17 protein-coding genes are annotated in these 20858 nt (G+C 71.2%); 5 read left to right on the top strand and 12 right to left on the bottom strand.

Going from position 1 to position 20858, the window contains the following annotated elements; all coding sequences use genetic code 11:
• Positions 1-95: 95 nt before the first annotated feature.
• Positions 96-488 (top strand): MmcQ/YjbR family DNA-binding protein, encoded by a 393-nt coding sequence (locus tag LUM46_RS17950; RefSeq protein ID WP_274995672.1) that lies wholly within the window; start codon positions 96-98, stop codon positions 486-488.
• A gap of 120 nt (positions 489-608) precedes the next feature.
• Here LUM46_RS17950 and epsC read toward each other — a convergent pair whose 3' ends face one another.
• From epsC to LUM46_RS17935, 3 genes are all read right to left on the bottom strand, one after another.
• Positions 609-1205 carry a serine O-acetyltransferase EpsC gene (gene epsC, locus LUM46_RS17945; RefSeq protein ID WP_274995671.1) on the bottom strand — a complete coding sequence of 199 codons (597 nt, stop codon included), beginning with the start codon at positions 1203-1205 and terminating at the stop codon, positions 609-611.
• On the bottom strand, positions 1205-2140 hold the full coding sequence (gene cysK / locus LUM46_RS17940; protein ID WP_274995670.1) for a cysteine synthase A: 936 nt from the start codon (positions 2138-2140) through the stop codon (positions 1205-1207). The genes epsC and cysK overlap by 1 nt, the downstream gene beginning before the upstream one ends.
• Positions 2141-2682: 542 nt before the next feature.
• A complete protein-coding gene (locus LUM46_RS17935; RefSeq protein WP_274995669.1) occupies positions 2683-3468 on the bottom strand; it encodes a lytic polysaccharide monooxygenase auxiliary activity family 9 protein in 786 nt (261 codons plus the stop codon).
• 190 nt (positions 3469-3658) lie between these two features.
• On the opposite strand from LUM46_RS17935, the gene LUM46_RS17930 reads away from it, so the two are divergent.
• Positions 3659-4000 (top strand): nuclear transport factor 2 family protein, encoded by a 342-nt coding sequence (locus tag LUM46_RS17930; protein ID WP_274995668.1) that lies wholly within the window; start codon positions 3659-3661, stop codon positions 3998-4000.
• A 38-nt stretch (positions 4001-4038) separates the two neighbouring features.
• Here the strand turns inward: LUM46_RS17930 and LUM46_RS17925 are convergent, their stop codons facing one another.
• The 3 genes from LUM46_RS17925 to erm form a co-directional block, all read right to left on the bottom strand.
• Positions 4039-4764 (bottom strand): hypothetical protein, encoded by a 726-nt coding sequence (locus LUM46_RS17925; protein ID WP_274995666.1) that lies wholly within the window; start codon positions 4762-4764, stop codon positions 4039-4041.
• Positions 4764-5360: a hypothetical protein gene (locus tag LUM46_RS17920; RefSeq protein ID WP_274995665.1), complete on the bottom strand. Its 597-nt coding sequence runs from the start codon at positions 5358-5360 to the stop codon at positions 4764-4766. The genes LUM46_RS17925 and LUM46_RS17920 overlap by 1 nt, the downstream gene beginning before the upstream one ends.
• Before the next feature lie 64 nt (positions 5361-5424).
• Complete coding sequence (gene erm / locus LUM46_RS17915) at positions 5425-6288, bottom strand: 23S ribosomal RNA methyltransferase Erm (protein WP_274995663.1); 864 nt, start codon at positions 6286-6288, stop codon at positions 5425-5427.
• A 284-nt stretch (positions 6289-6572) separates the two neighbouring features.
• Here erm and LUM46_RS17910 point away from each other — a divergent pair, with 284 nt between their 5' ends.
• Positions 6573-10106 carry a family 43 glycosylhydrolase gene (locus LUM46_RS17910; RefSeq protein WP_274995660.1) on the top strand — a complete coding sequence of 1178 codons (3534 nt, stop codon included), beginning with the start codon at positions 6573-6575 and terminating at the stop codon, positions 10104-10106.
• A 73-nt stretch (positions 10107-10179) separates the two neighbouring features.
• Here the strand turns inward: LUM46_RS17910 and LUM46_RS17905 are convergent, their stop codons facing one another.
• Genes LUM46_RS17905 through LUM46_RS17895 form a run of 3 tightly spaced genes read right to left on the bottom strand, consistent with a single transcriptional unit; the run spans position 10180 to position 13731 of the window.
• A complete protein-coding gene (locus LUM46_RS17905) occupies positions 10180-12480 on the bottom strand; it encodes an ABC transporter permease (RefSeq protein ID WP_274995659.1) in 2301 nt (766 codons plus the stop codon).
• The gene (locus LUM46_RS17900; RefSeq protein ID WP_274995655.1) at positions 12477-13160 is read right to left on the bottom strand and encodes an ABC transporter ATP-binding protein; all 684 of its coding nucleotides are present in this window, start codon (positions 13158-13160) and stop codon (positions 12477-12479) included. The genes LUM46_RS17905 and LUM46_RS17900 overlap by 4 nt, the downstream gene beginning before the upstream one ends.
• A 49-nt stretch (positions 13161-13209) precedes the next feature.
• Positions 13210-13731, bottom strand: a complete 522-nt coding sequence (locus tag LUM46_RS17895) for a PadR family transcriptional regulator (RefSeq protein ID WP_274995654.1) — start codon at positions 13729-13731, stop codon at positions 13210-13212.
• A gap of 192 nt (positions 13732-13923) precedes the next feature.
• Here LUM46_RS17895 and LUM46_RS17890 point away from each other — a divergent pair, with 192 nt between their 5' ends.
• Positions 13924-15516, top strand: a complete 1593-nt coding sequence (locus LUM46_RS17890; protein ID WP_274995652.1) for a peptide chain release factor 3 — start codon at positions 13924-13926, stop codon at positions 15514-15516.
• Positions 15517-15574: 58 nt separating this feature from the next.
• The gene (locus tag LUM46_RS17885; protein WP_274995650.1) at positions 15575-16783 is read left to right on the top strand and encodes an AI-2E family transporter; all 1209 of its coding nucleotides are present in this window, start codon (positions 15575-15577) and stop codon (positions 16781-16783) included.
• A gap of 99 nt (positions 16784-16882) precedes the next feature.
• On the opposite strand, the gene LUM46_RS17880 is transcribed toward LUM46_RS17885, so the two are convergent.
• The 3 genes from LUM46_RS17880 to LUM46_RS17870 all read right to left on the bottom strand — a co-directional run bounded on the left by LUM46_RS17880 (position 16883) and on the right by LUM46_RS17870 (position 20553).
• A complete protein-coding gene (locus LUM46_RS17880; RefSeq protein WP_274995649.1) occupies positions 16883-18433 on the bottom strand; it encodes a SulP family inorganic anion transporter in 1551 nt (516 codons plus the stop codon).
• Between the two features lie 173 nt (positions 18434-18606).
• Positions 18607-19899 (bottom strand): MFS transporter, encoded by a 1293-nt coding sequence (locus tag LUM46_RS17875; RefSeq protein WP_274995647.1) that lies wholly within the window; start codon positions 19897-19899, stop codon positions 18607-18609.
• Positions 19900-20103: 204 nt separating this feature from the next.
• Positions 20104-20553 (bottom strand): MerR family transcriptional regulator, encoded by a 450-nt coding sequence (locus tag LUM46_RS17870; RefSeq protein ID WP_274995645.1) that lies wholly within the window; start codon positions 20551-20553, stop codon positions 20104-20106.
• Positions 20554-20858: the final 305 nt, after the last annotated feature.

Raw genomic sequence — 20858 nt, 5'->3', positions numbered from 1 at the left:
CCTGAAACGGCCCGTCCCAGGTACCGCGCCCACCCTACCGCTAGCCGGCCGGTGGTCTACCGACCGTTCGGAACCGTTCCGGCTACCGTGGAGACGTGGCCACCTACGACGACGTCGCCCGGCTCGCCCTCGCGCTGCCCGAGGCCTCCGAGGGTACGAGCTACCGCCATCGCGCCTGGTCCGTGTGGCGCAAGGCGTTCGCCTGGGAGCGCCCGTTCACCCAGGCCGATCTCAAGCGGTACGGGGACGACCCGGTGCCGGAAGGCCCGATCGTCGGCGTCCGCGTCGAGGACCTGGGCGAGAAGGAGGCGATCCTGGCGGAAGGGCGGCCGGGCTTCTTCACGATCCAGCACTTCGACGGTTTCGCCGGGCTGCTGATCCAGCTCGACGTGGTCGGCGAGGACGAGCTGGGGGAGGCCCTGGTGGACGCCTGGCTCGCCACGGCACCGCCGGCCCTGGCGCAGAAGCACGCGGACCGCCTGCGCTGACACCGGTTCCGGCGGGAGCACGTCCGCGTGGTCGCTAGAACGTCAGGAGGTCGGCAGCCCGAGCTGCCGACCTCCTGACCTTCTACCGACCACCCGCATCGGCGGTGGCGCCGCGCGCGGTCAGATCGAGTATTCGATGAGCTCCGACGGGTCCTCGTGGCGCGGACGTTCCGCGACCGGGGCGTTCGGCACCCGGATCCGTGCGGGGATACCCACCGCGACGGCTCCCGCGGGAACGTCCTTCACGACGACGGCGTTGGCGCCGATCTGCACGTCGTCCCCGACCCAGACGGGGCCCAGCACCTTCGCGCCGGCGCCGACGGTCACCCGGTCGCCGAGCGTCGGGTGGCGCTTGCCCCGGTTGAGCGACCGGCCGCCCAGCGTGACGCCGTGATAGAGCATGACGTCGTCGCCCACCACCGCCGTCTCGCCGATCACCACACCCATGCCGTGATCGATGAAGAGCCGCTGCCCCAGCCGGGCACCGGGGTGGATCTCGATCCCGGTCGCTGCCCGCGCGAGCTGCGAGAGCAGCCGCGCGGGCAGGCGCAGGACCGGCACCCGCCACATGCGGTGCGCCGCGCGGTAGGCCCAGAGGGCGTGCACGCCGGGGTAGGCGAGTGCGACCTCCAGGCGGGACCGCGCGGCCGGGTCGTGGGCGCGCGCGGCATCCAGGTCCTCGGCAAGAACCTGGAGGAGCCCGTGCGCCCGCGCCATCAGTCGACCAGGCCCTCGAACAGCGGGGTGGACAGGTAGCGCTCGCCGAAGCTGGGGATGATCACGACGATCGTCTTGCCGGCGTTCTCCGGACGCTTCGCGACCTCCAGCGCCGCGGACAGCGCCGCACCCGACGAGATGCCGACGAGCAGGCCCTCCTCGCGGGCCGCCCGTCGGGCGAACTCGATGGCCGTGCCGGCGTTGACGTCGATGACCTCGTCGTACACGTTGGTGTCGAGGATCTCGGGCACGAAGTTCGCGCCGATGCCCTGGATCTTGTGCGGGCCGGGGGCGCCGCCGTTGAGGATCGGCGACTCCTCGGGCTCGACCGCCACGACCTTGACCTCGGGCTTGCGCTCCTTGAGGACCTGGCCGACGCCGGTGATGGTGCCGCCCGTGCCGATACCGGCCACGAGGATGTCGACGGCGCCGTCCGTGTCGGCCCAGATCTCCTCGGCCGTGGTCTCGCGGTGGATCTTCGGGTTGGCCTCGTTCGCGAACTGGCGCGCCAGGATGGCGCCCGGGCGCTCGGCGGCGATCTTCTCGGCCGCGGCGACCGCGCCCTTCATGCCCTCGGAGCCCGGCGTGAGCACCAGCTCGGCGCCGTACGCGCGCAGCAGGGCGCGGCGCTCCTTCGACATGGTCTCCGGCATCGCCAGGACCACCTTGTAACCGCGGGCCGCGCCCACGAACGCCAGCGCGATACCGGTGTTGCCCGAGGTGCCCTCGACGATCGTGCCACCCTCCTTGAGCTCGCCGGAGGCCTCGGCGGCGTCGACGATCGACACACCGATACGGTCCTTGACGGAGCTGGCGGGGTTGTAGAACTCGAGCTTGGCGAGAACCGTCGCCTCGAGGCCCTCGGTGAGGCGGTTGAGCCTGACGAGAGGGGTGTTGCCGATGAGCTTGGTCGCGTCGTCGTAGATGCGGGCCATGGTGTGTTCTTCCTTCGCTGTGTGGCGGGTGTTGCTGGGTGGAGTCGTGCTTGTCCGACGTCGGCGCCCGGGTCGTGCGGAAGCACGCCTCGGGACTGGCGTGGAGCGTCTGGGGTTGTGGCGGGGTCCGGAGCATCGCGCCGGCGCCAGGGCCACGCTCGGCGGGGCCGGTGTGGTCGGGCGCAGAGCGGACGCTCTACAGACAGCCTCGGGGGCAGCAGTCAGTTGCGCACATCGAGTGCGTGGCGGCCAGGAGGGCGGAGGTGGGGAGTGCGGAGCGCACGGTGCTCAAGACGTCCTCCCTGCGTGGGGCGGCCACCTGGCCGCGCGGCTGCATGTTCCGTAGCGAGCCATCGGCTCGCCTGGAGCAGATTACGCGGGCGGGGACTGTGAGACAAGATCTGTCTCAGGTATCGATCATGTCGATGCTTTGCCTCGGTCGTCGGACACCACATCGGCCCCGGTCCACCGAAGGACCGAGGCCGACGGGCCGCTGAGGGGTTGGGTGCCGGGCTGACGCCGGAACGGCCGCCGGGCGCGGATCAGGTGGCGTACTGGCCGAGGCGGCAGGCGGCCGCCGCCGTCGTCGCCACCCGTGTCTTGACGGCCGGCTCGGTGTCGGCCTTGGCCTGGGCCTGAGCCGCACCGCCGCCGATGTTGATGTCCGAGCACAGGTAGTACGGCTGGTCGAGGTGGGAGGCCTGCCAGATCGTGTACAGCACGGCCCGGCCGCTGCGCCCGGACAGGTTGACGTCGGTCTCGTACGTGCCCTGCGACGGGTAGGAGCCGGTCTGCTTGACCAGCTGGACGTCGTCCCAGCCGAGCGCTTCCGTCGTCGGGTCGAAGCCCGGCTCGGAGACGTAGATGCGCAGGTAGTCGGCGCCGTGCCGGGCCTGGTCGGTCAGGGTGAGGTGGAACTGCTGCGGGACGTCCTTGGCGACCCACTCACCAGGGGTGTCCATGTAGTCGTACCGCGGCGACTGGGTGCGGCCGCCGGAGCAGAGCTGCCCGTTCGGGATGACGCCCTCGTGGTTGCCGCCCACGTTCTCCCGGTAGAGGCCGTTCCAGTTCCACATGGCGTTGGGGTCGTGCTGCCAGGCGCCCCAGCACATCGGGTCGAGCTCGTCCATGTCGGGGTTCTGGTGATCGCTGCCCCAGCGCTCGAGGCACCCGTAGTTGCGGGTGGGCGGGTCGGTCACGGAACCGTGTGCCGCGGCGGGGGCCGCCGTGACGGTGTCCGCGGCGACCGCGGCCACCATGGCGAACGGAGCGACCAGCGTCGCGGCGATGGCGAGCGTGAGACTGCGCTTGTGCGCACGGATGGACATGGGTTCCTCCAGGTGCTCGGGCGGGTGCGCCTGGCGGAGCCCGCCACGGCGCGTGCAGGAACACTGTGCGGAGGTCGTGCGGGCGAAAACTACCTGCTGAAACGTTTAGAGTTCGGGCGGACCGCCGAGCCCTGGCTGAGCGAGCGAAGTGTGCTTATGGTCGAGGAGACCGAGCGCCTTGGAGGTTTGCATGGCTGTCAACGACCCGCCCGCCGTCGTCCCGCCCGTCATCCAGGAGTTCATCGACGCCACCAACGCGGCCGACACCGGACGTTTCGTGGCCACCTTCACGGACGACGCGTACCTGAACGACTGGGGGCGCGAGTTCCACGGGCCCGACGGCGTCCGGAGCTGGAACGAGACCGACAACATCGGCATGGAGAGCCAGTTCGAGCTGATCTCCGTGCTGCCCGGGTCCGCGCACGGCGAGTACACCGCGAACATCAAGGTGACGAGCAACCGGTTCAACGGGACCGGGCCGTTCAAGTTCGTGCTGCGTGACGGGAAGATCGCGAGCCTGGTGCTCAGCTGACGCCGGTCCGCTCGCCGCGGGCAAGCGCCGAACCCTCGTCAGCCCTTCCTCGTGCGGCGGCGGAGGAAGCGTTCCTGCCGCCAGCGCCGACCCGCGATGCCGGGCGGGCCGGTCACGGTCCTCGACGTCGGGCTGAACGTCGCGGGCCAGCTCGCCGGGGGCGTGCGGAGCGTCGCGAGCGCCTCGTCGACCACGTCGACCGGGGTGCGGCCGCGGAGCGGGAAGCGGAGGAACACCTGATACCCCCTGTCCGTCGTCCGCAGCACGATGCGGTAGGTCGACGGGTCGTCGAACACCGGCCGGGCGAACTGCAGCCGCAAGCCCTCGGCGTCGAGCCACGCGTGGTCGACGCCGGTGAGGATCAGGCGCTCGGCGGTGTCCTCCGCTCGTTCCCAGGTGTGGTCGGCGCCGATGCGCGCGGCCTCGGCGTCGTACGCCGCCGCGTCGAACGTCGCCCCGTGGTCGGCCGGGGTCTCGTGGAGCCAGTCCCAGTGCACGACATCGCCCTGCCGCCGGATCCGGACGTCGGTGACGCCGCACCCGTAGGTGCCGCACGTGCAGCGGGCGATCGGCACGATCCTGGGTTCGGTCGTCGCGACGAGCCGGTTCTCCGGGAAGAGCAGCCCGAACGGCGACATGCCGAGCCCTGCGCCACGGGACGTCATCTCGACGTCGTCCACGAAGACCTGGACCTCGAGGTCCTCCCCGAGCTCGTTGGAGACCCGGGCCACGGCGAACCGAATGGTCCCGGCGACCGACGTCATCACCACATCGTCACCTCGGCCCCGAGCTCCAGCCCGTCGTCGGTCGTGCGCGCCGACGAGATCGTCACGTCGTCCTGCCCCTCCGGGAACGCCACGCCCTCGGCGAGCCGGTCCAGGTCGGCGTTGTCGAGCTGGTCCGCCAGGACGGCGACGGGGAGGGACAGCCCGGCGAACTGCACGGTGTCCGCGCGCAGCACCGCCTGACCGCCCTCGGCCGCCACCGAGAGCAGCACGTCCACGGTCTGCTCGTTGCCCGCGATCGAGAGCGGCACCTGTGCCACCAGGTTCCCGGACTCGACGGCGACCTGGAGCTCCGGCAGGTCCGTCGCGGTCCGCGCCGTGTCGGTGAGGGCCTCGGGGGAGACCCGCACCGACACGGTGGCCTGACCGGTCGCGACCTGCCAGAGCGCCGGTGTGTCGTCCCGCTCGACGGTCACCCCCGCGGGCAGCTCCGACTCGGTGGTCTCGATCTGGTCGTCGATGATGCCGCGCAGGACGAGCTCGCCGGCCACACCGAGCACGACCAGCCCACCGATCACCGAGGCGGTGGCGATGATCCAGCGACGGCGGGGACGGTGAGGGGTGCTCCGTGTCATGGGGACCATTCGACAGCACGGACATGACGATCCGCTGGGCGTGCTGTGATGGGTCCGGGCCGACTCACCGCCTGCTCACGCGGTATGCCCCCACCCAGGCGTGGGCGTCCAGCTCACGGGGCAGCGCACCCGGCCGGACGTCGTTCTCGCGGGCCCACCGCCGCACGTCGTCCCGCGGGAGCCCGTGCCGCGCGAGGATCTCGTGCAGGCCCCGGCCGCGACCGTTGAACACGGCTGCGGCGAAGCGCTGGTAGCGGCGCTGCTCGTGCGCGGGCAGCAGCGGCTCCGCGCGACGGTCGAGCACGAGCACCCCGGCGTCGACGCTCGGCCGCGGCCGGAACGCTCCGGCGGGGACGCGGCGGTCCAGGCGGGGCGAGAACCAGGGCCACCACTGCGCGGTCAGGAGGGTGGCACCGCCGACGGCGGCGCGCTTGCGCGCGACCTCCCACTGCGTGATCAGCACGGCCCGCTGCCAGCCGGTCAGTGTGAACAGGCGTCGCAGCACCGGCGTGGTCAGATGGAACGGCACGTTGCACACGAGGTCGTAAGGGTCCGAAGGCGGCGCGTGGCGCAGGATGTCGTCCCGCGTGACCGTGACGTTGCCCGGGACCGTCCGGCCCAGCCGCCCGGTGGAGCGCGGGTCGATCTCGACCGCCTCGAGCGGGCGGCCCAGGCGCGCCAGCGGCAGGGTCAGCGCCCCGCGACCCGCCGCCCATTCGACCAGCGGCCGGTCGGCATCGGGGACGAGGTCGACGACACGGCGGATGACCTGCGTGTCGACCAGAAGGTTCTGGCCCAGCTCGTGGGCACCGCCCGGCAGGTCGTGGGCCGCCTCCGTGGTGACCCGCCGGTCGGGTGAGGCTGCGCGGGAGAGGGCGTGACGGGCGGCGTTTCGGGCAGACGTACGTGAGGAATGGTTGCGCGACATGGTGTGCTCCGGAAGTCGTCGGTACTCGAGTTCCGGGCAGCACGAACGCGCCGCCCGGCGGGAGCCGGCGGCGCGGGGCACGCGCTGGGTGTGAGTGTGCGTTCCGCGCCGCTAGCGGGCGGAACGCTCTCTGATCATCACGTTCATCGTCATGGCGTTCATCGGGACCGACCCTACGAGCCGCCTTCCGGAGCAGGCCAAGGTTTTTTGCGGAGGCTTGACACGACGATCTCGCGATGGTCGTATGGCGCGACTGTTAACGCTCACATTCTCGCGAGGTCACCGTGCAAAGAAGCACCAGTCGTTCCCGCCTGCCCCTCCGCCCCGTCGCCGTCGGCGCTGTCGCGGCACTGCTCGGAAGCCTGATCCCGTTCCTGCCGGCGAGCGCCACGGGGACCCGAGCGCCCGTGACCGCGCTGGAGACCACGATGTCCATCACCACCGCCGCCGACGCCACCGACCAGGCGGAGGCCGACGCCGCTGCCGCCGCACTGAGCATCGTGCACGCCGACGACGTGCGCGGGCACCTCACGCTGCCGTCGTCCGGCCTGCACGACGCGACGGTCACCTGGACGTCGTCCGCCCCCGCCGTCGTCGGCACGGACGGCATCGTCCACCGCCCGGAGCACGGCGCGGGGGACACGCAGGTCAGGCTGACGGGGACCGCCGACGTCGGTGGTGCGACCGCCACCCGCGAGATCCCGCTCACGGTGCGTGAGCAGCCGGCCGCCGCGCCGTACGAGGGCTACGCGTTCAGCTACTTCACGGGCAACTCGGTGGCCGGCGAGAAGATCTACTTCGCGGCGAGCCGCGGCAACGACGCGCTCCGGTGGGACGAGCTGAACGACGGGCAGCCGACGCTCGAGTCGACGAAGGGCACGCTCGGCCTGCGCGACCCGTTCCTGATCCGCTCGCCCGAGGGCGACCGCTTCTTCCTGATCGCCACCGACCTGTCGATCGGCCGCAACGGGAACTGGGACGCCGCGCAGCGCCAGGGCAGCAAGTACCTGGAGATCTGGGAGTCCACGGACCTGGTCAGCTGGTCCGAGCAGCGGCACGTCAAGGTCTCGCCGGACAATGCCGGCAACACCTGGGCTCCCGAGGCGTACTGGGACGAGTCCCTCCAGCAGTACGTGGTGTTCTGGGCCTCGAAGCTGTACGCGGACGACGACCCGGACCACACCGGCAGCGCGTACAACCGGATGCTCTACGCCACCACACGTGACTTCGTGACGTTCAGCGAGGCCACGGTCTGGCAGGACCGCGGTGAGTCCCGGATCGACTCGACGGTCATCAAGGAGAACGACACCTACTACCGCTTCACCAAGGACGAGGGCGGCGGCGGCACCGGCTGCTCCGACATCATCCAGGAGAAGTCCCCGACGCTGACCGCGGTGGACCTGCCGGGCGACCCGTCGTGGGAGTTCATGGCCGGCTGCATCGGCCGTGACGCCGGCACCTCCGCCGTCGAGGGCCCGACGGTCTTCGAGGCCAACCCCGGCGACACGTCCGGCTCGCCGTACTACCTGTTCGTCGACGAGTACGGCGGCCGCGGCTACATCCCGCTCGGTACCGAGGACCTGGAGAACCCGGACTGGCAGGTTCCGCCGTCGTACGACCTGCCCGCCAGCCCGCGGCACGGCACGGTCATCCCGGTCACCGCCGCGGAGCTCGCGGCGCTGCGCGACGGCATAGTGGTCCCCGAGGAGCCCACCCCCGTCGTCGCCGACGAGAACGGCCTGGTCGCGCAGTACGACTTCGACGAGAGCGGCGGCACCGTCGCCACCGACAGCACCGGTCACGGGTACGACGGTGCGGTCAGCGGCGACGCGACCTTCGCCGACGGCGCCCTGAGCCTCGGCGGGACCAACGGTCACGTGAGGCTGCCGAACGACATGATGGCGGGACTCGACGCGATCACCGTCTCGACGAAGGTCTGGCTCGACCCCGCCCAGGCGACGCCGTACTTCATCTGGGGCCTCGGCAACACCGACGGCGCAGGCGTCGGCAACGGCTACCTGTTCACCACGGGCAACAACTACCGGACCTCGATCGCGACCGGGAACTGGAGCACCGAGCAGACCGTCGCATCCGGTTCGGCGCTGCCGCGCGGGGCGTGGAAGACGCTGACCTACACGCTCCAGGGCGGGACCGCCACGCTCTACCTCGACGGCGTCGAGGTCGGCGAGAAGACCGGCGTCACCACCGAGCCCGGCGACATCGGCAGGGGCCGGACGACGGCCAACTACATCGGCCGCTCCACCTACGCCTCGGACCGGTACCTCCAGGGCAAGGTGCGGGACTTCCGCATCTACAACCGCGCGTTGTCGGCGGACGAGGTCCGCGAGCTCGGGGCGGACCCGACCGCCATCACCGGCGTAGAGCTCGACAGCCTCAAGGTCCCTGCGGTGATCGACGACGCCACCTCGACCGTGACGCTGCCGGTCACGCCCGGCACCGACCGGACGGCGCTGGAGCCGGCCTTCGAGGTCGTGTCCACGTCGACGATCTCGCCGCAGGTCGACGGACCGGTCGACCTCTCGACGGAGATGACGTTCACGGTCACCGCGCAGGACGGCGCCACCCGCGACTGGACGGTGCGCGCCGTCGAGATGCGGTCCCCGGTCCTGCCCGGCCTGTACGCCGACCCGAACATCGCGAAGTTCGGCGACCACTACTACCTCTACGCGACGACCGACGGCGTGGCGGGCTGGGGCGGCAAGGACTTCTACGTCTGGAAGTCGACCGACCTGGCGAGCTGGGAGCGCTCGGAGGAGCCGTTCCTGACGCTGGACGGTGCGAACGGCAACGTGCCGTGGGCGAGCGGGAACGCCTGGGCGCCGACCATCATCGAACGGGACGGGAAGTACTACTTCTACTTCTCGGGCCACAACCCGACGTACAACCGCAAGACGCTGGGCGTCGCCGTGGCCGACAGCCCTGAGGGCCCCTTCACCGCACAGCCGGAGGCGATGATCCTCAACAACGAGGCGGTGACGTCGGGCCAGGCGATCGATCCCGCCGCGTTCGAGGACCCGGAGACCGGGAAGTTCTACCTCTTCTGGGGCAACGGCGGGCCGTCGAACGGGCCGGTCTACGCCGAGCTGAGCGACGACATGCTCTCGATCAAGCAGGACACGCTCCGGCGGATCAGCGGCCTGAACGACTTCCGCGAGGGCCTCTTCCTCAACTACCGCGACGGGCTGTACCACCTGACCTACTCGATCGACGACACCGGGTCGCCGAACTACCGGGTCGGCTACGCCACCGCCACCAGCGTCCATGGTCCGTGGACGTACCGCGGCGTCATCCTGGAGAAGGACCCGAGCCAGGGCATCCTCGGGACCGGGCACAGCTCGATCGTGCAGGTGCCGGGGACCGACGAGTGGTACATCGCCTACCACCGGTTCGGGATGCCGGGCGGCGACGGCACGCACCGCGAGACCACCATCGACCGGCTGACCTTCGGCGACGACGGCCTCATGCAGAAGGTGGTGCCGACACTCACCAGCGTCGACCCGCTGCCCTACGACGGCGTCCAGCCGGAGGCGCTGCGGGCGCCGAAGGTGCGGGGCAGGGCGGCGGTCGGCACGACGCTCGCCGGGACGCCCGGCACCTGGGACAAGGACGACGTCACGTTCAGCTACCAGTGGCTCCGCGACGGTGAGCCGGTGGCCGGTGCGACCCGCCAGACCCTGCGCCCGACGAGCGCCGACGTCGGGCACCGGATGTCCGTGCGGGTGACCGCGCAGCGGCCGGGCGCGTTCCCGGGCGTCGCGGTCTCGGAGGCGACGGCGAAGGTGGCCGGCAGAGGCTGACGCCGCCGGTGGTCGAGCTTGTCGAGACCGGGTGCGGCCTCGACAAGCTCGACCACCGGACGAACCACCGGCGTCATTCGCTCCGGAGGTTTCCCGGACGGGTCAGGTGCCACAGCAGCGGCAGGCTGCCGGCCGTCGTCAGGAGCACCACGAGCGCGGCGGCCCCGGAGGTCATCCCGATGGTCCGCCAGTCGAACGCGGGCGAGGCATCCACCGCGGCCTGGAGCGCCAGCGTCAGGACCGAGCCGGTGACCACCGCCAGGGCCAGCCCGAGCGCCACCGGGATGGCTATCTGGAACAGCACCGACCCACCGAGCGTCCGGCGCCGCGTACCGAACGCCGTGAGCACCGCGAGCAGCTGACGGCGCTCGCGGAGCTGCTCGATGACGTTGACCAGCATGCTCACGCCGATCAGCGCCAGGAGGGCCACCGTGCCGACCAGGAGCGCCTCCCGTACGTTGCCCAGGATCAAGGTGGTGCGTTCCGGGGCGATCGGCGACTCGTAGTCGGCCGGGTCGACCTGGGCCGCCGCGGTGCGCATGTGGTCCGGTGCGTCCGGTACGGCGGGATCGAGGGCGACGTAGACGGTGATCGCCCCCGGGGTGACGTCGATGCCGCCCAGCGCCCCGGGAGTGACCATGATCCGTGCGGGCATGCCACTCAACGATCCAACCGTGCCCGGTGCCGGGGCCACGGCCTCGGCCGATGCCGGGAGCGTCCACCGCGTGTCCTGCTCGGCGCCCAGCACGTAGGTGCTGCCGGACGCCGGGGCAGTCGTACCGTCCGGCTCGACGACGAACACGTCGCCGTCGTCGCACGAGTCGATCTGGGCCTCCTGGGCCAGCACCTCGCACGTTCCGATGTCGATCAGCGTCTCGTCGTCCGACACGGACTGCCCCGCCTGAGCCGGCGCGGACCGCGCCCACACCGAGGTCAGCGTCCCGACCCCCGTCACGCCCTCGGCCCGGGACAGCTCGCGCTCCCACACCTCCGCGGAGTCCCCTTCTGGATCGATGTCCAGCACCGTTGCCTGGAACGTGCTGGTGTCGGCCTGCCCCCACGGGCTGACCGTGCCGATCGCCCCGACGAGCCCTTGCACCGCGATCAGCCCGGCCACCGAGACGGCGATCCCGGAGACGGCGCGCACCGCCGTCCCGCTGTCGAGCTGCAGGCGCCGTACCGCGAGCTCCCACGCGACGCCCCCGCCGCGCAGCCGGTGCACCGTCGCCTCGACCAGCCACGGAAGGATCAACGCCACGCCCACCAGCACGAGGACCAGGCCCGCCACGACCATGACCTGGCTGACCAGTGAGGTGTCGAGCCCACCGATCAGCGGGGTCAGCAGGGCCAGGCCTACCACCGGTACGACGAGCCGCCACCAGAACCGCCGCCGGCGCTCGCTGGCGCGCCGGACGACGCCCAGCGGCTCGACCAGCACCTGCTTCAGCGCCGACAGAGTCACAAGCACCGTCGTCGCCGGGACCAGCACGACAGTCAGCGCCACCAGTGCCGGCGCCGGCCGAAGGTCCTCCGGGTAGAAGCCCATGCCCGCGGGCACGGCGTACGCCACCACGGGCCCGATCAGGAGGAAGAGCAGGGCGCCGACGGCCAGCCCGCCCGCGGCACCCGCCAGGGTCTCGCCCGCGGCGATCCGGCGGGTCATACCTACGTCGGCGCCGACCAGCCGCAGCGCCGCGAGGCGACGATCCCTGTTCTCGCTGCCGAAGCGCACGGCCGTACTGATGAAGATCGCGACGGGGAGCAGCAGCACGACCATGCCCACCAGGGCGAGCAGCAGCAGGACGGGGCCGAGGCCCTCGCTGGTCCCCTGGGCCCCGCCGAACGTCTGGATGCGCCGGGTGGAGGCGGACTCGGCGGTCAGCTCGTCGGTGCCCAGGTAGAACCGGAGCTCGTTGGGGCCGGTCAGGCCCTCGGTCCCGATGGTGCCGACGACGCGCTCCCCCCACCGGCCCTGCAGTGCGTCGGCGTCGTCCGAGGCAAGCAGATCGGCGAGCGCGGGGGAGACGACGAGGTCGCCGGGCGCGAGCTGTTCGGTCAGGCCCGGGGGGAGCGGGGCGTCGTCGCCGTCGGGCTGGAGGAGCAGACCGACGATGGGGGAGTCGCGGAACGTCGACCGCACCTCCTGGGTCAGGACCGTCGGCTCGCCCGGGGTCAGCTGCTGGTCCCAGGCCACGGAGCGGGCGTCGGCTCGTGCGGTGCGGGACTCGAGCACCGTGGGGATGCTGGCTGCGATCAGCAGCATCGCCACCCCGAGCCCCACGCCGACGGCGATCAGTGCGAGCCGGGTCCAGCCGGACCGCCCGCCGCCGACGCTGAGACGGACACCGAGGGCGAGGTCCGCGATGCGCCTCATCGGACGTACTCCCGCGCGCGCACGCGGCCGTCGCGCACGACCGCCTCGTGGTCGGAGTACGCCGCGACGCGCGGCTCGTGCGTCACGAGCACGACGGCGGCTCCAGTGTCCCTGGCCGCTGCGACGAAGAGCTCCATGACCCGCTCGCCGTTCAGGCTGTCCAGGGCGCCGGTCGGTTCGTCGGCGAAGACGACCTTGGGCCGGGTCACGAGCGCGCGGGCGACGGCGACCCGCTGCCCCTGTCCGCCGGAGGCCTGGCCGGGGCGCTTGTCCGCGACGTCGGACACCTCGAGCCGCTCCAGCCAGGCCTCGGCGCTGCGCAGGGCCGCGCGGCGGCTGGCACCGCCCAGCCGCAGGGGCAGCGCCACGTTCTCGAGGCAGGTGAGCTCCGGGACGAGCTGGCCGAACTGGAAGACGAACCCGAACTCGCTGCGCCGCAGGGCGCTGCGCTCGTTGTCGTGCAGGGCGGTCAGGTCGCGCCCGGCGTAGGTCACGCGGCCCGAGTCCGGGGTGAGGATCCCGGCCAGGCAGTGGAGCAGGGTGGACTTGCCGGACCCGGACGGGCCCATGAGGGCGAGAATCTCGCCGGCGTGCACCTCGACGGACGCGGAGTCCAGCGCCGGGGTGGAGCCGAAGCTGAGGTGCAGGTCCTCGGCGGTGAGCAGTGGTTCGGTGGGCATCAGGGCTCCAGGTGTGTGGTGGTCTCGGCGGGGAACGGGCCGGTGAGGGCTACGCGCGGACCTGCGCGGCGAGCTGCTGCAGGCGTGCGGCGGTGAGCTCGAGCCAGCGCAGGTCCGCCTCGAGGTGGAACAGCGCGTGGTCGCAGATGAGCTGGTCGGCCAGGTCGCCGCCGGCCTTGCGGCGGGTGAGGTCCCGCATGAGGCGCAGGTGCGCGGAGCGCTGCGTGTCGAGCACGTCGTTGGCGTCGTGCCCCGTGAGCAGGGCGAGCACCACCTTCGTGTAGAGCGTGCTCTGCAGGTAGGGCTCCGGCTTCTCGGGCCGGGCGAGCCAGCCGCCGACGTCGGACACACCGGCGTCGGTGATCGCGTACTTCTTGCGCTCGGGCCCCGCGCCAGGCTCCGACTCGACCTCGACGAGGCCGTTCTTCAGCAGCCGGGCGAGCGTCGAGTAGACCTGGCCGTAGGCCAGGGGGCGGTCCTGGCCGAAACGTTCGTCGTAGGAACGCTTCAGGTCGTACCCGTGCCGCGGCCCGCCCTCGAGCAGCCCCAGCAGTGCGTGTCCGATACTCATGCACGGAACTATACACACGATGTATACACCCCACGAAGAGCTAGTTGAGTGCTGGATATCTGCGCTGTCCGGCCCTTCTGAGCCGCAAATAGCCAGCACTCAACGAGGGGGTGGTGGTGTGACGGGTAGAGTTGGGCGCTGGTCGACGGAAGACAGGTGGGTTGTGCAGCACGAACAGATCGGTGGGTCCCGGTGACCGTCCTTACCTCTGACGCCCGTCCCGTTGCCGTCGAGGCGGCACGACGGCGCAGCATCGCCGTCATCTCGCACCCCGACGCCGGTAAGTCGACGCTGACCGAGGCCCTGGCGCTGCACGCGCACGCCATCGAGGAGGCCGGGGCGGTGCACGGCAAGGGCAACCGCGCCGGCGTCGTGTCGGACTGGCTCGAGATGGAGCAGAAGCGCGGCATCTCGATCACGTCGGCGGCGCTCCAGTTCGTCTACGGCGACGTCGTGATCAACCTGCTGGACACGCCCGGCCACGCCGACTTCTCCGAGGACACCTACCGCGTCCTGACCGCCGTCGACGCCGCCGTCATGCTGCTCGACTCGGCCAAGGGCCTGGAGCCGCAGACGCTCAAGCTGTTCGAGGTCTGCCGCCGCCGCGGGGTGCCGGTCATCACGTTCGTCAACAAGTGGGACCGGCCCGGACGCGAGGCGCTCGAGCTGTGCGACGAGCTCGAGGAGCGCATCAACCTGCGCCCGACGCCGCTCACCTGGCCGATCGGCGAGGCGGGCCGCTTCCTCGGGCTGCTGGACCGGGCCAGCGGCGAGGTCCGCACCTACCGCCGCACCCCGGGCGGCGCCTCGATCGCCGAGGAGAGCGTGCTCACCCCGCAGGCCGCCGCCGAGGCCCTGGGTGACGACCACACCGAGGCCGTCGAGAGCGTGCAGCTGCTCGACCCGGTCGACCACGACTCCTTCCTCACCGGCACGACGACGCCGATGCTTTTCGGTGCGGCGCTGGCCAACATCGGCGTCCGCCAGCTCCTGGACGCCGTCGTCGAGCTCGCGCCCGCCCCGGGCGCCCGCCCCGACGTCGACGGCGGAGCCCGCGAGGTCACCCAGCCGTTCAGCGGGTTCGTGTTCAAGATGCAGGCGGGCATGGACCCGAACCACCGTGACCACGTCGCGTTCATCCGCGTGTGCTCGGGCCGGTTCGAGCGCGGCATGGTCGTGACGCACGAGCGCACCGGCCGGCCGTTCGCCACCAAGTACGCCCTGTCGGTCTTCGGCCGCGAGCGGTCGACGGTCGAGGACGCCTACCCCGGCGACGTCGTCGGCCTCGTCAACGCCAGCACGCTCGCCGTCGGCGACACGGTGTTCGACTCCTCGGGACCCCGCGTGCGGTTCCCACCGATGCCGGTGTTCGCGCCCGAGCACTTTGCCGCCGCACGCGTGGCCGACCCGGGCCGCTCCAAGCAGTTCCGCAAGGGCATCGCCCAGCTGGAGCAGGAGGGCGTCGTCCAGGTCCTGATCTCCGAGGCGCGCGGCGACGGCAACCCGATCCTGGCCGCCGTCGGTCCGCTGCAGTTCGAGGTGGCGACGTTCCGGATGGAGCACGAGTTCTCCGCGCCCATCCGCATGGAGACGCTCGGGCTGTCCCTCGCCCGGGAGGCCGCGCCGAGCGACATCGATACCATCGCCGGCTACCCGGGCGTGGAGGTGGTGCGGCGGGGTGACGGGACCCCGCTGGTCCTGCTGCGCGACGTCTGGCACGCGCGTGCGTTCGAGCGTGCGCACCCCGACGTCCCGCTGGTCCCGCTGGTCGCCAGCGGCGTCTGAGCCGACACTCCGGCCCGGGAACACCCGTTCGTCGAGCAGCGGGGAATACGGTCTGGGCATGACGTCGCCCAGCCCGTCCGAGACGGGTGCTCCCGGCCCTGACGTGCCACCCGGTTCCGACCAGCCGCCGACCGATCAGCCGCCGTCCGGCCGGCCCCCGACGGACCCGCCGGATCCACCGCCGGGTGCTCCCGACTCACCGCGCCCGCCGCGCTGGCTGCCCCGGGCGCTGTTCATGGCGGTCGTGACGGTCTTCGTCGCGGTCTTCGCGTGGAACGCCCTGGGAGCCCTCGAAGGGCTCTTCGTGAACGTGCTCATCGCGGTCTTCATCGCGCTGGCCCTCGAGCCGGGCACGGTCTGGCTGGTGCGCCGCGGCTGGCGGCGGGGCCTGGCCGCCGCCGTCACCCTGCTCGGGTCGCTCGTCGTGGTCATCGTGCTCATGGCCCTGTTCGGCAACCTGTTCGTCCAGCAGCTCGTCGCGCTCGCTCAGTCTGTGCCTCGCCTCTACGAGGGCCTGCAGGGCTTCGTCGCCGAACGGTTCGACATCATCGTCCCCGACTCCGGGAACCTGCTGCGCCAGGCGCTCGAGGAGTTCGGCGACGACGTCGCCTCCGGGGCGCTGCTGGTCGGCACGACGGTGGTCGGCGGGCTCCTCGCGACCCTCACCATCCTGCTCGTCTCCTACTACCTGCTCGCGGCCGGGCCGCGGTTCCGTGCCGCGGTGTGCGGCTGGCTGACGCCGGCGCGCCAGCAGGAGATGCTGCACCTGTGGGAGGTCACGCAGGGCAAGGTGTCCGACTACATCGGTTCCCGCGTGGTCCTGGCCGCCGTCTCGACGGGGGTCACGTTCGCGTTCCTCGCCATCCTGCAGACGCCGTACGCGCTGCCGCTGGCCGTCTTCGTCGGCGTGGTCTCCCAGTTCGTGCCGACCATCGGCGCCTACCTCGGCGGCGCGCTGCCCACCATGGTCGCCCTGACCGCGCAGGGGTGGCCCCAGGCGCTGGGCGTGCTGGCCTTCGTGATCGCGTACCAGCAGTTCGAGAACCTGTACCTGGCCCCCAAGGTCTCGGCCCGGGCGCTGGAGATGAACGCGGCGGTCAGCCTGCTGGTGGTGCTGGCGTTCGGCGCGGTCTTCGGGGTGCTCGGCGCGTTCCTCGCGCTGCCCGTCGCCGCGACGATCCAGGCGGTCGCGACCACCTACTTCCGGCGCCACGAGCTCATCGAGTCGCACATGCTGCGGGAGCCGGAGTCGCTGGGGAGGGCGTGAGCTCGAGACAGCGTGACCTCGAGACAGAGAGCCCCGGCTCCTCCTGGTGTGGGACCACCACCAGGAGGAGCCGGGGCTCAACGTGTCACGCGAATCGGCTCAGTGGCCTGCGCCGAGATTTCCCGCGAGCCGTTCGTGCCGGGCCGCGGAGTCGTCGTTCATGCCGATGATCGTCACCGACTTGCCCTTGGCCTCGTACTTGGTCGTGATCGCGTCCAGGGTCGCGACGGTCGAGGCGTCCCAGATGTGGGCCTTGGTCATGTCGATCACGATGTTCTTCGGGTCGCCGGCGTAGTCGAACTGGTAGACCAGGTCGTTCGACGACGCGAAGAACAGCTCGCCCTCCACCGCGTACACGCGCTGGTCGTCGGCGTCCGAGGCGTCCAGGCGCTTGACCGAGGTGAAGTGCGCGACCCGCTGGGCGAACAGCACCATCGCGACCAGCACGCCGACGATCACACCGTAGGCGAGGTTGTGCGTCGCCACGGTCACCACGACTGTCGCGACCATGACGGTCGTCTCCGACTTCGGCATGCGCCGCAGGGTCGACAGGCGGACGGAGTGCCAGTCGAACGTGCCGACCGAGACCATGATCATCACCGCGACGAGCGCGGCCATGGGGATGATGGCGACCACGTCGCCGAGGCCGACCACGAGGATCAGCAGGAACACGCCGGCCAGGAACGTGGACAGGCGGGTGCGTGCTCCGGAGGCCTTCACGTTGATCATCGTCTGGCCGATCATCGCGCAGCCGCCCATGCCACCGAAGAAGCCGGTGATGATGTTGGCGGTGCCCTGGCCCCACGCCTCGCGCGTCTTGTTGGAGTGGGTGTCGGTGACGTCGTCAACCAGCTTGGCGGTCAGCAGCGACTCCAGGATGCCGACCAGGGCCATCGCCAGCGCGTAGGGCGCGATGATCTGGAGCGTCTCGAGGTTCAGCGGGACGTTCGGGAAGAACAGGCTGGGCAGCGACTCGGGCAGCTCACCCTCGTCACCCACGGTGGGCACGTTGATCGCCGCGAGGACGACCGCGACCGTCAGCAGGACGATGGCCACGAGCGGCGCGGGGATCACCTTGGTCCACCGGGGCAGCAGGACCATGATCACGATCCCGACGGCGACCAGCGGGTAGACGATCCACGGCACACCGGTCAGGTGGGGCACCTGGGACAGGAAGATCAGGATGGCCAGCGCGTTGACGAAGCCCACCATGACGGAGCGGGGGATGAACCGCATGATCTTCGCGACGCCGAGCACACCGAGGACCACCTGGAGCACGCCGGCCAGGATCACTGTCGCGATGAAGTAGTCCATGCCGTACTCACGGGCGACGGGTGCGATGACCAGCGCGACGGCGCCGGTCGCCGCGGAGATCATGGCAGGGCGACCACCGAGGAAGGAGATCGACACCGCCATCGTGAACGACGCGAACAGACCGAGCCGCGGGTCGACACCCGCGATGATCGAGAAGGCGATCGCCTCGGGGATGAGGGCCAACGCGACCACGAGGCCGGCGAGGACCTCGGTGCGCAGCGTCCTGACCGAGCTGAACGCGGCCTTGAACGAGCCGGATGCGGTCGCCTCCGGTGCGCCCGTCACCGGGATCGGCTCCGGGGCAGGATCGGGCAGGTCAAGGGGAGTGTGAGACACGCAGTATTCCTTACGGGCTCCGGGGCGCGCACGCCCCAAGGACCGAGGTCGCGAGACCCGGTCCGGGTGGACAGGACTGAGCACGCGACACTGCGTACGAAGAATGTGGGTCGGCGACGGCACCCGGCATGGGTAGGCAGGAGGACCGCGCCGTGGGGAACTCTACCCTGACGTTAGGGAAGAGTCGATTCATCCGGATGTGACGTGTCCCGCTCGGGCAGCTGGGCCAGGGCGTGCGGTTCAGGGGCGGCCGCAGCCCAGACGGCGATCCCGACCGGCACGATCGCGGTGGCCATCAGCGCTGGTGCGTAGCTTCCGACGGCGTCGTACACGGCGGCGAACACCAGTGGCCCGACGGCGGAGGCGGCCACTCCGGCGGAGGACACCAGTCCGCGGATCGACCCGATGTGCCGGATGCCGAAGTAGTTCGGCAGACCGGCGTTCTCGACCGCCCGCGCCACGTTCTGTGCCACGCCGAGGCAGATCCCGAACCCGATCGCCGACCAGCCCGGCGCCACGACCGTGCCCCAGAGCAGCGCCCCTGCCAGCGCCAGCATGGACGTGACCAGCAGGGCACGTCCGCCGACCCGGTCCATGAGCCAGCCACCACCCAGCGTGGCCACGAGCCCGGCGGCGGTCTGCGGCAGGAAGTTCGCCGCAGCCTGCGTGGCCGTGAGCCCGTTTGCGGTCAGCAGGCTGATCTGGTGGAACGCGATGGCCGTGCCGAGCATCGCGGAGGCCGCCAGAGCACTGGTGACCAGCCAGAAGTACGGCTGCCGCACGACCTGGGCGCGGGTCAGCCCGCGGACCGGGGCGTGGACGGCTTCGGGGTCGGGGGTGGCGCCGTCGGGCATCTGGCCCAGGTCGGCGGGGCGGTCACGGATCGCGAACAGGGCCAGTGGCAGCACGATGCACCACACCGCCGCACCCTCGATGAGCCAGGCTGTGCGCCAGCCCACGTCCGCGATGAGGCGTTCCACGATCAGCGGGGTGAGCGAGATGCCCATCGCGCCGAACGCGGCAGCCAGGCCCCCGGCGAGGCCCCGACGCTTCTCGAACCAGTGGGCGACGACGGTGGTGGCCGTCAGCGCCATCGCGCCCTGCCCGGCCATCCGGACCCCCACGAATCCGGCCGTGAGGCCGACGATCTCGCTGACCAAGGACATCGCCATGAGGATGCCGCCGAAGCCCAGGCCGATGCAGGCCATGACCCGGCGGGTGCCGTACCGGTCGATGGCTCGTCCCACCCACGGCAGGGCGAGCGCGCCGGTGACGGTGCCGATCAGGTACGACGTGGAGATCATCGACCGGCTGATGCCCAGGTCGGCGATCAACGGGTCGATGAACAGTGAGATGCCCGCGGTCTGGCCAGGGCCGGAGGCGGCCAGGGCGAGCGCCGCGTAGACGACGATGTGCCATCCGTAGAAGCCCTGCGGGGATGTGGCGTGCGGGTGCTTCAACGACACGTGCTGCCTGTTTCCTTCCGTCAGTCCCCGCCGGCGACCAGCGGGGTCAGGGCGACCTCGGGGCCGTCGAGAGCTGCAACGGTTCCAGGTGGCGCCAGCGTCTCGGTCAGCGTCGACGTGCCGGCGTCAGCTGGGAGATGACGGTGATGCTGCGGTGGCGTGCGGCCTTCGCACGGACGGTACCTGATCCGGTGGCGAGCGCGGTCAACGGGTCCCGCCCGCGCGGACCTCACCGGACCGGACTCCCCGCTGCTGCCGACGCACCTCCCTGCGCAGGCTGTCGGCGAACTCCTCGGCCATCGCGAGCTGGTCGCGCAGCGCCTCGCACCGCTCCTCGGCCGCAGACTCGAACATGCTCAGGCGGTCCAGGGCCGCGCCTCGCGAACCCTCGTCCGGGACCTCGGCGTCGTGCCCCGCGTCCAGGGTGTCGAGCGCGTCGAGCAGGCTGCGCATCTCGTCCAGGGAGAACCCCAGGGGCTTCATCCGCTTGATCAGCTGCAGGCGCGCGATGTCCGACTCGGTGTAGAGGCGGAACCCGCCCTGTGACCGGGCCGACGGCGTCACGAGGCCGACCTCCTCGTAGTAGCGGATCGTGCGCAGCGACAGCCCGATACGCTCCGCCACCTCGCCGATCTGCTTGTGCTGCAAGCCCACAGCGCCTCCTCCGCTCGAAAGCCCTACTCTACCGCTACGGAAGACGCGTGCGTCGCGGTTTGACTGACGACAGCGGTAGAGCATTCACCGTACACTCACGCTCCGTGAGAGATGGGCCGTCCTGTGACCCTGCCGACGACACGGGAACCTGCCACGCCACGTGCTGGACCCGGCGTCCCGCCCGCTTCCCCGGATCGCGCCCGATCTGGCGCCACCCGGATCGACGCGCGACCTGCCCGGAGCGCTGGTCCTGAACCGCACCAGCGCGGACAGGCTCCCGATCGAGGTGGTCCACCATCCGCGAC

Origin of the sequence: Promicromonospora iranensis (genome assembly GCF_028994805.1) — a bacterium.
Lineage (GTDB): Bacteria > Actinomycetota > Actinomycetes > Actinomycetales > Cellulomonadaceae > Promicromonospora > Promicromonospora iranensis.
Note: the sequence above shows the minus strand (reverse complement) of the source record. Positions and strands in the feature narration are given on the sequence as shown.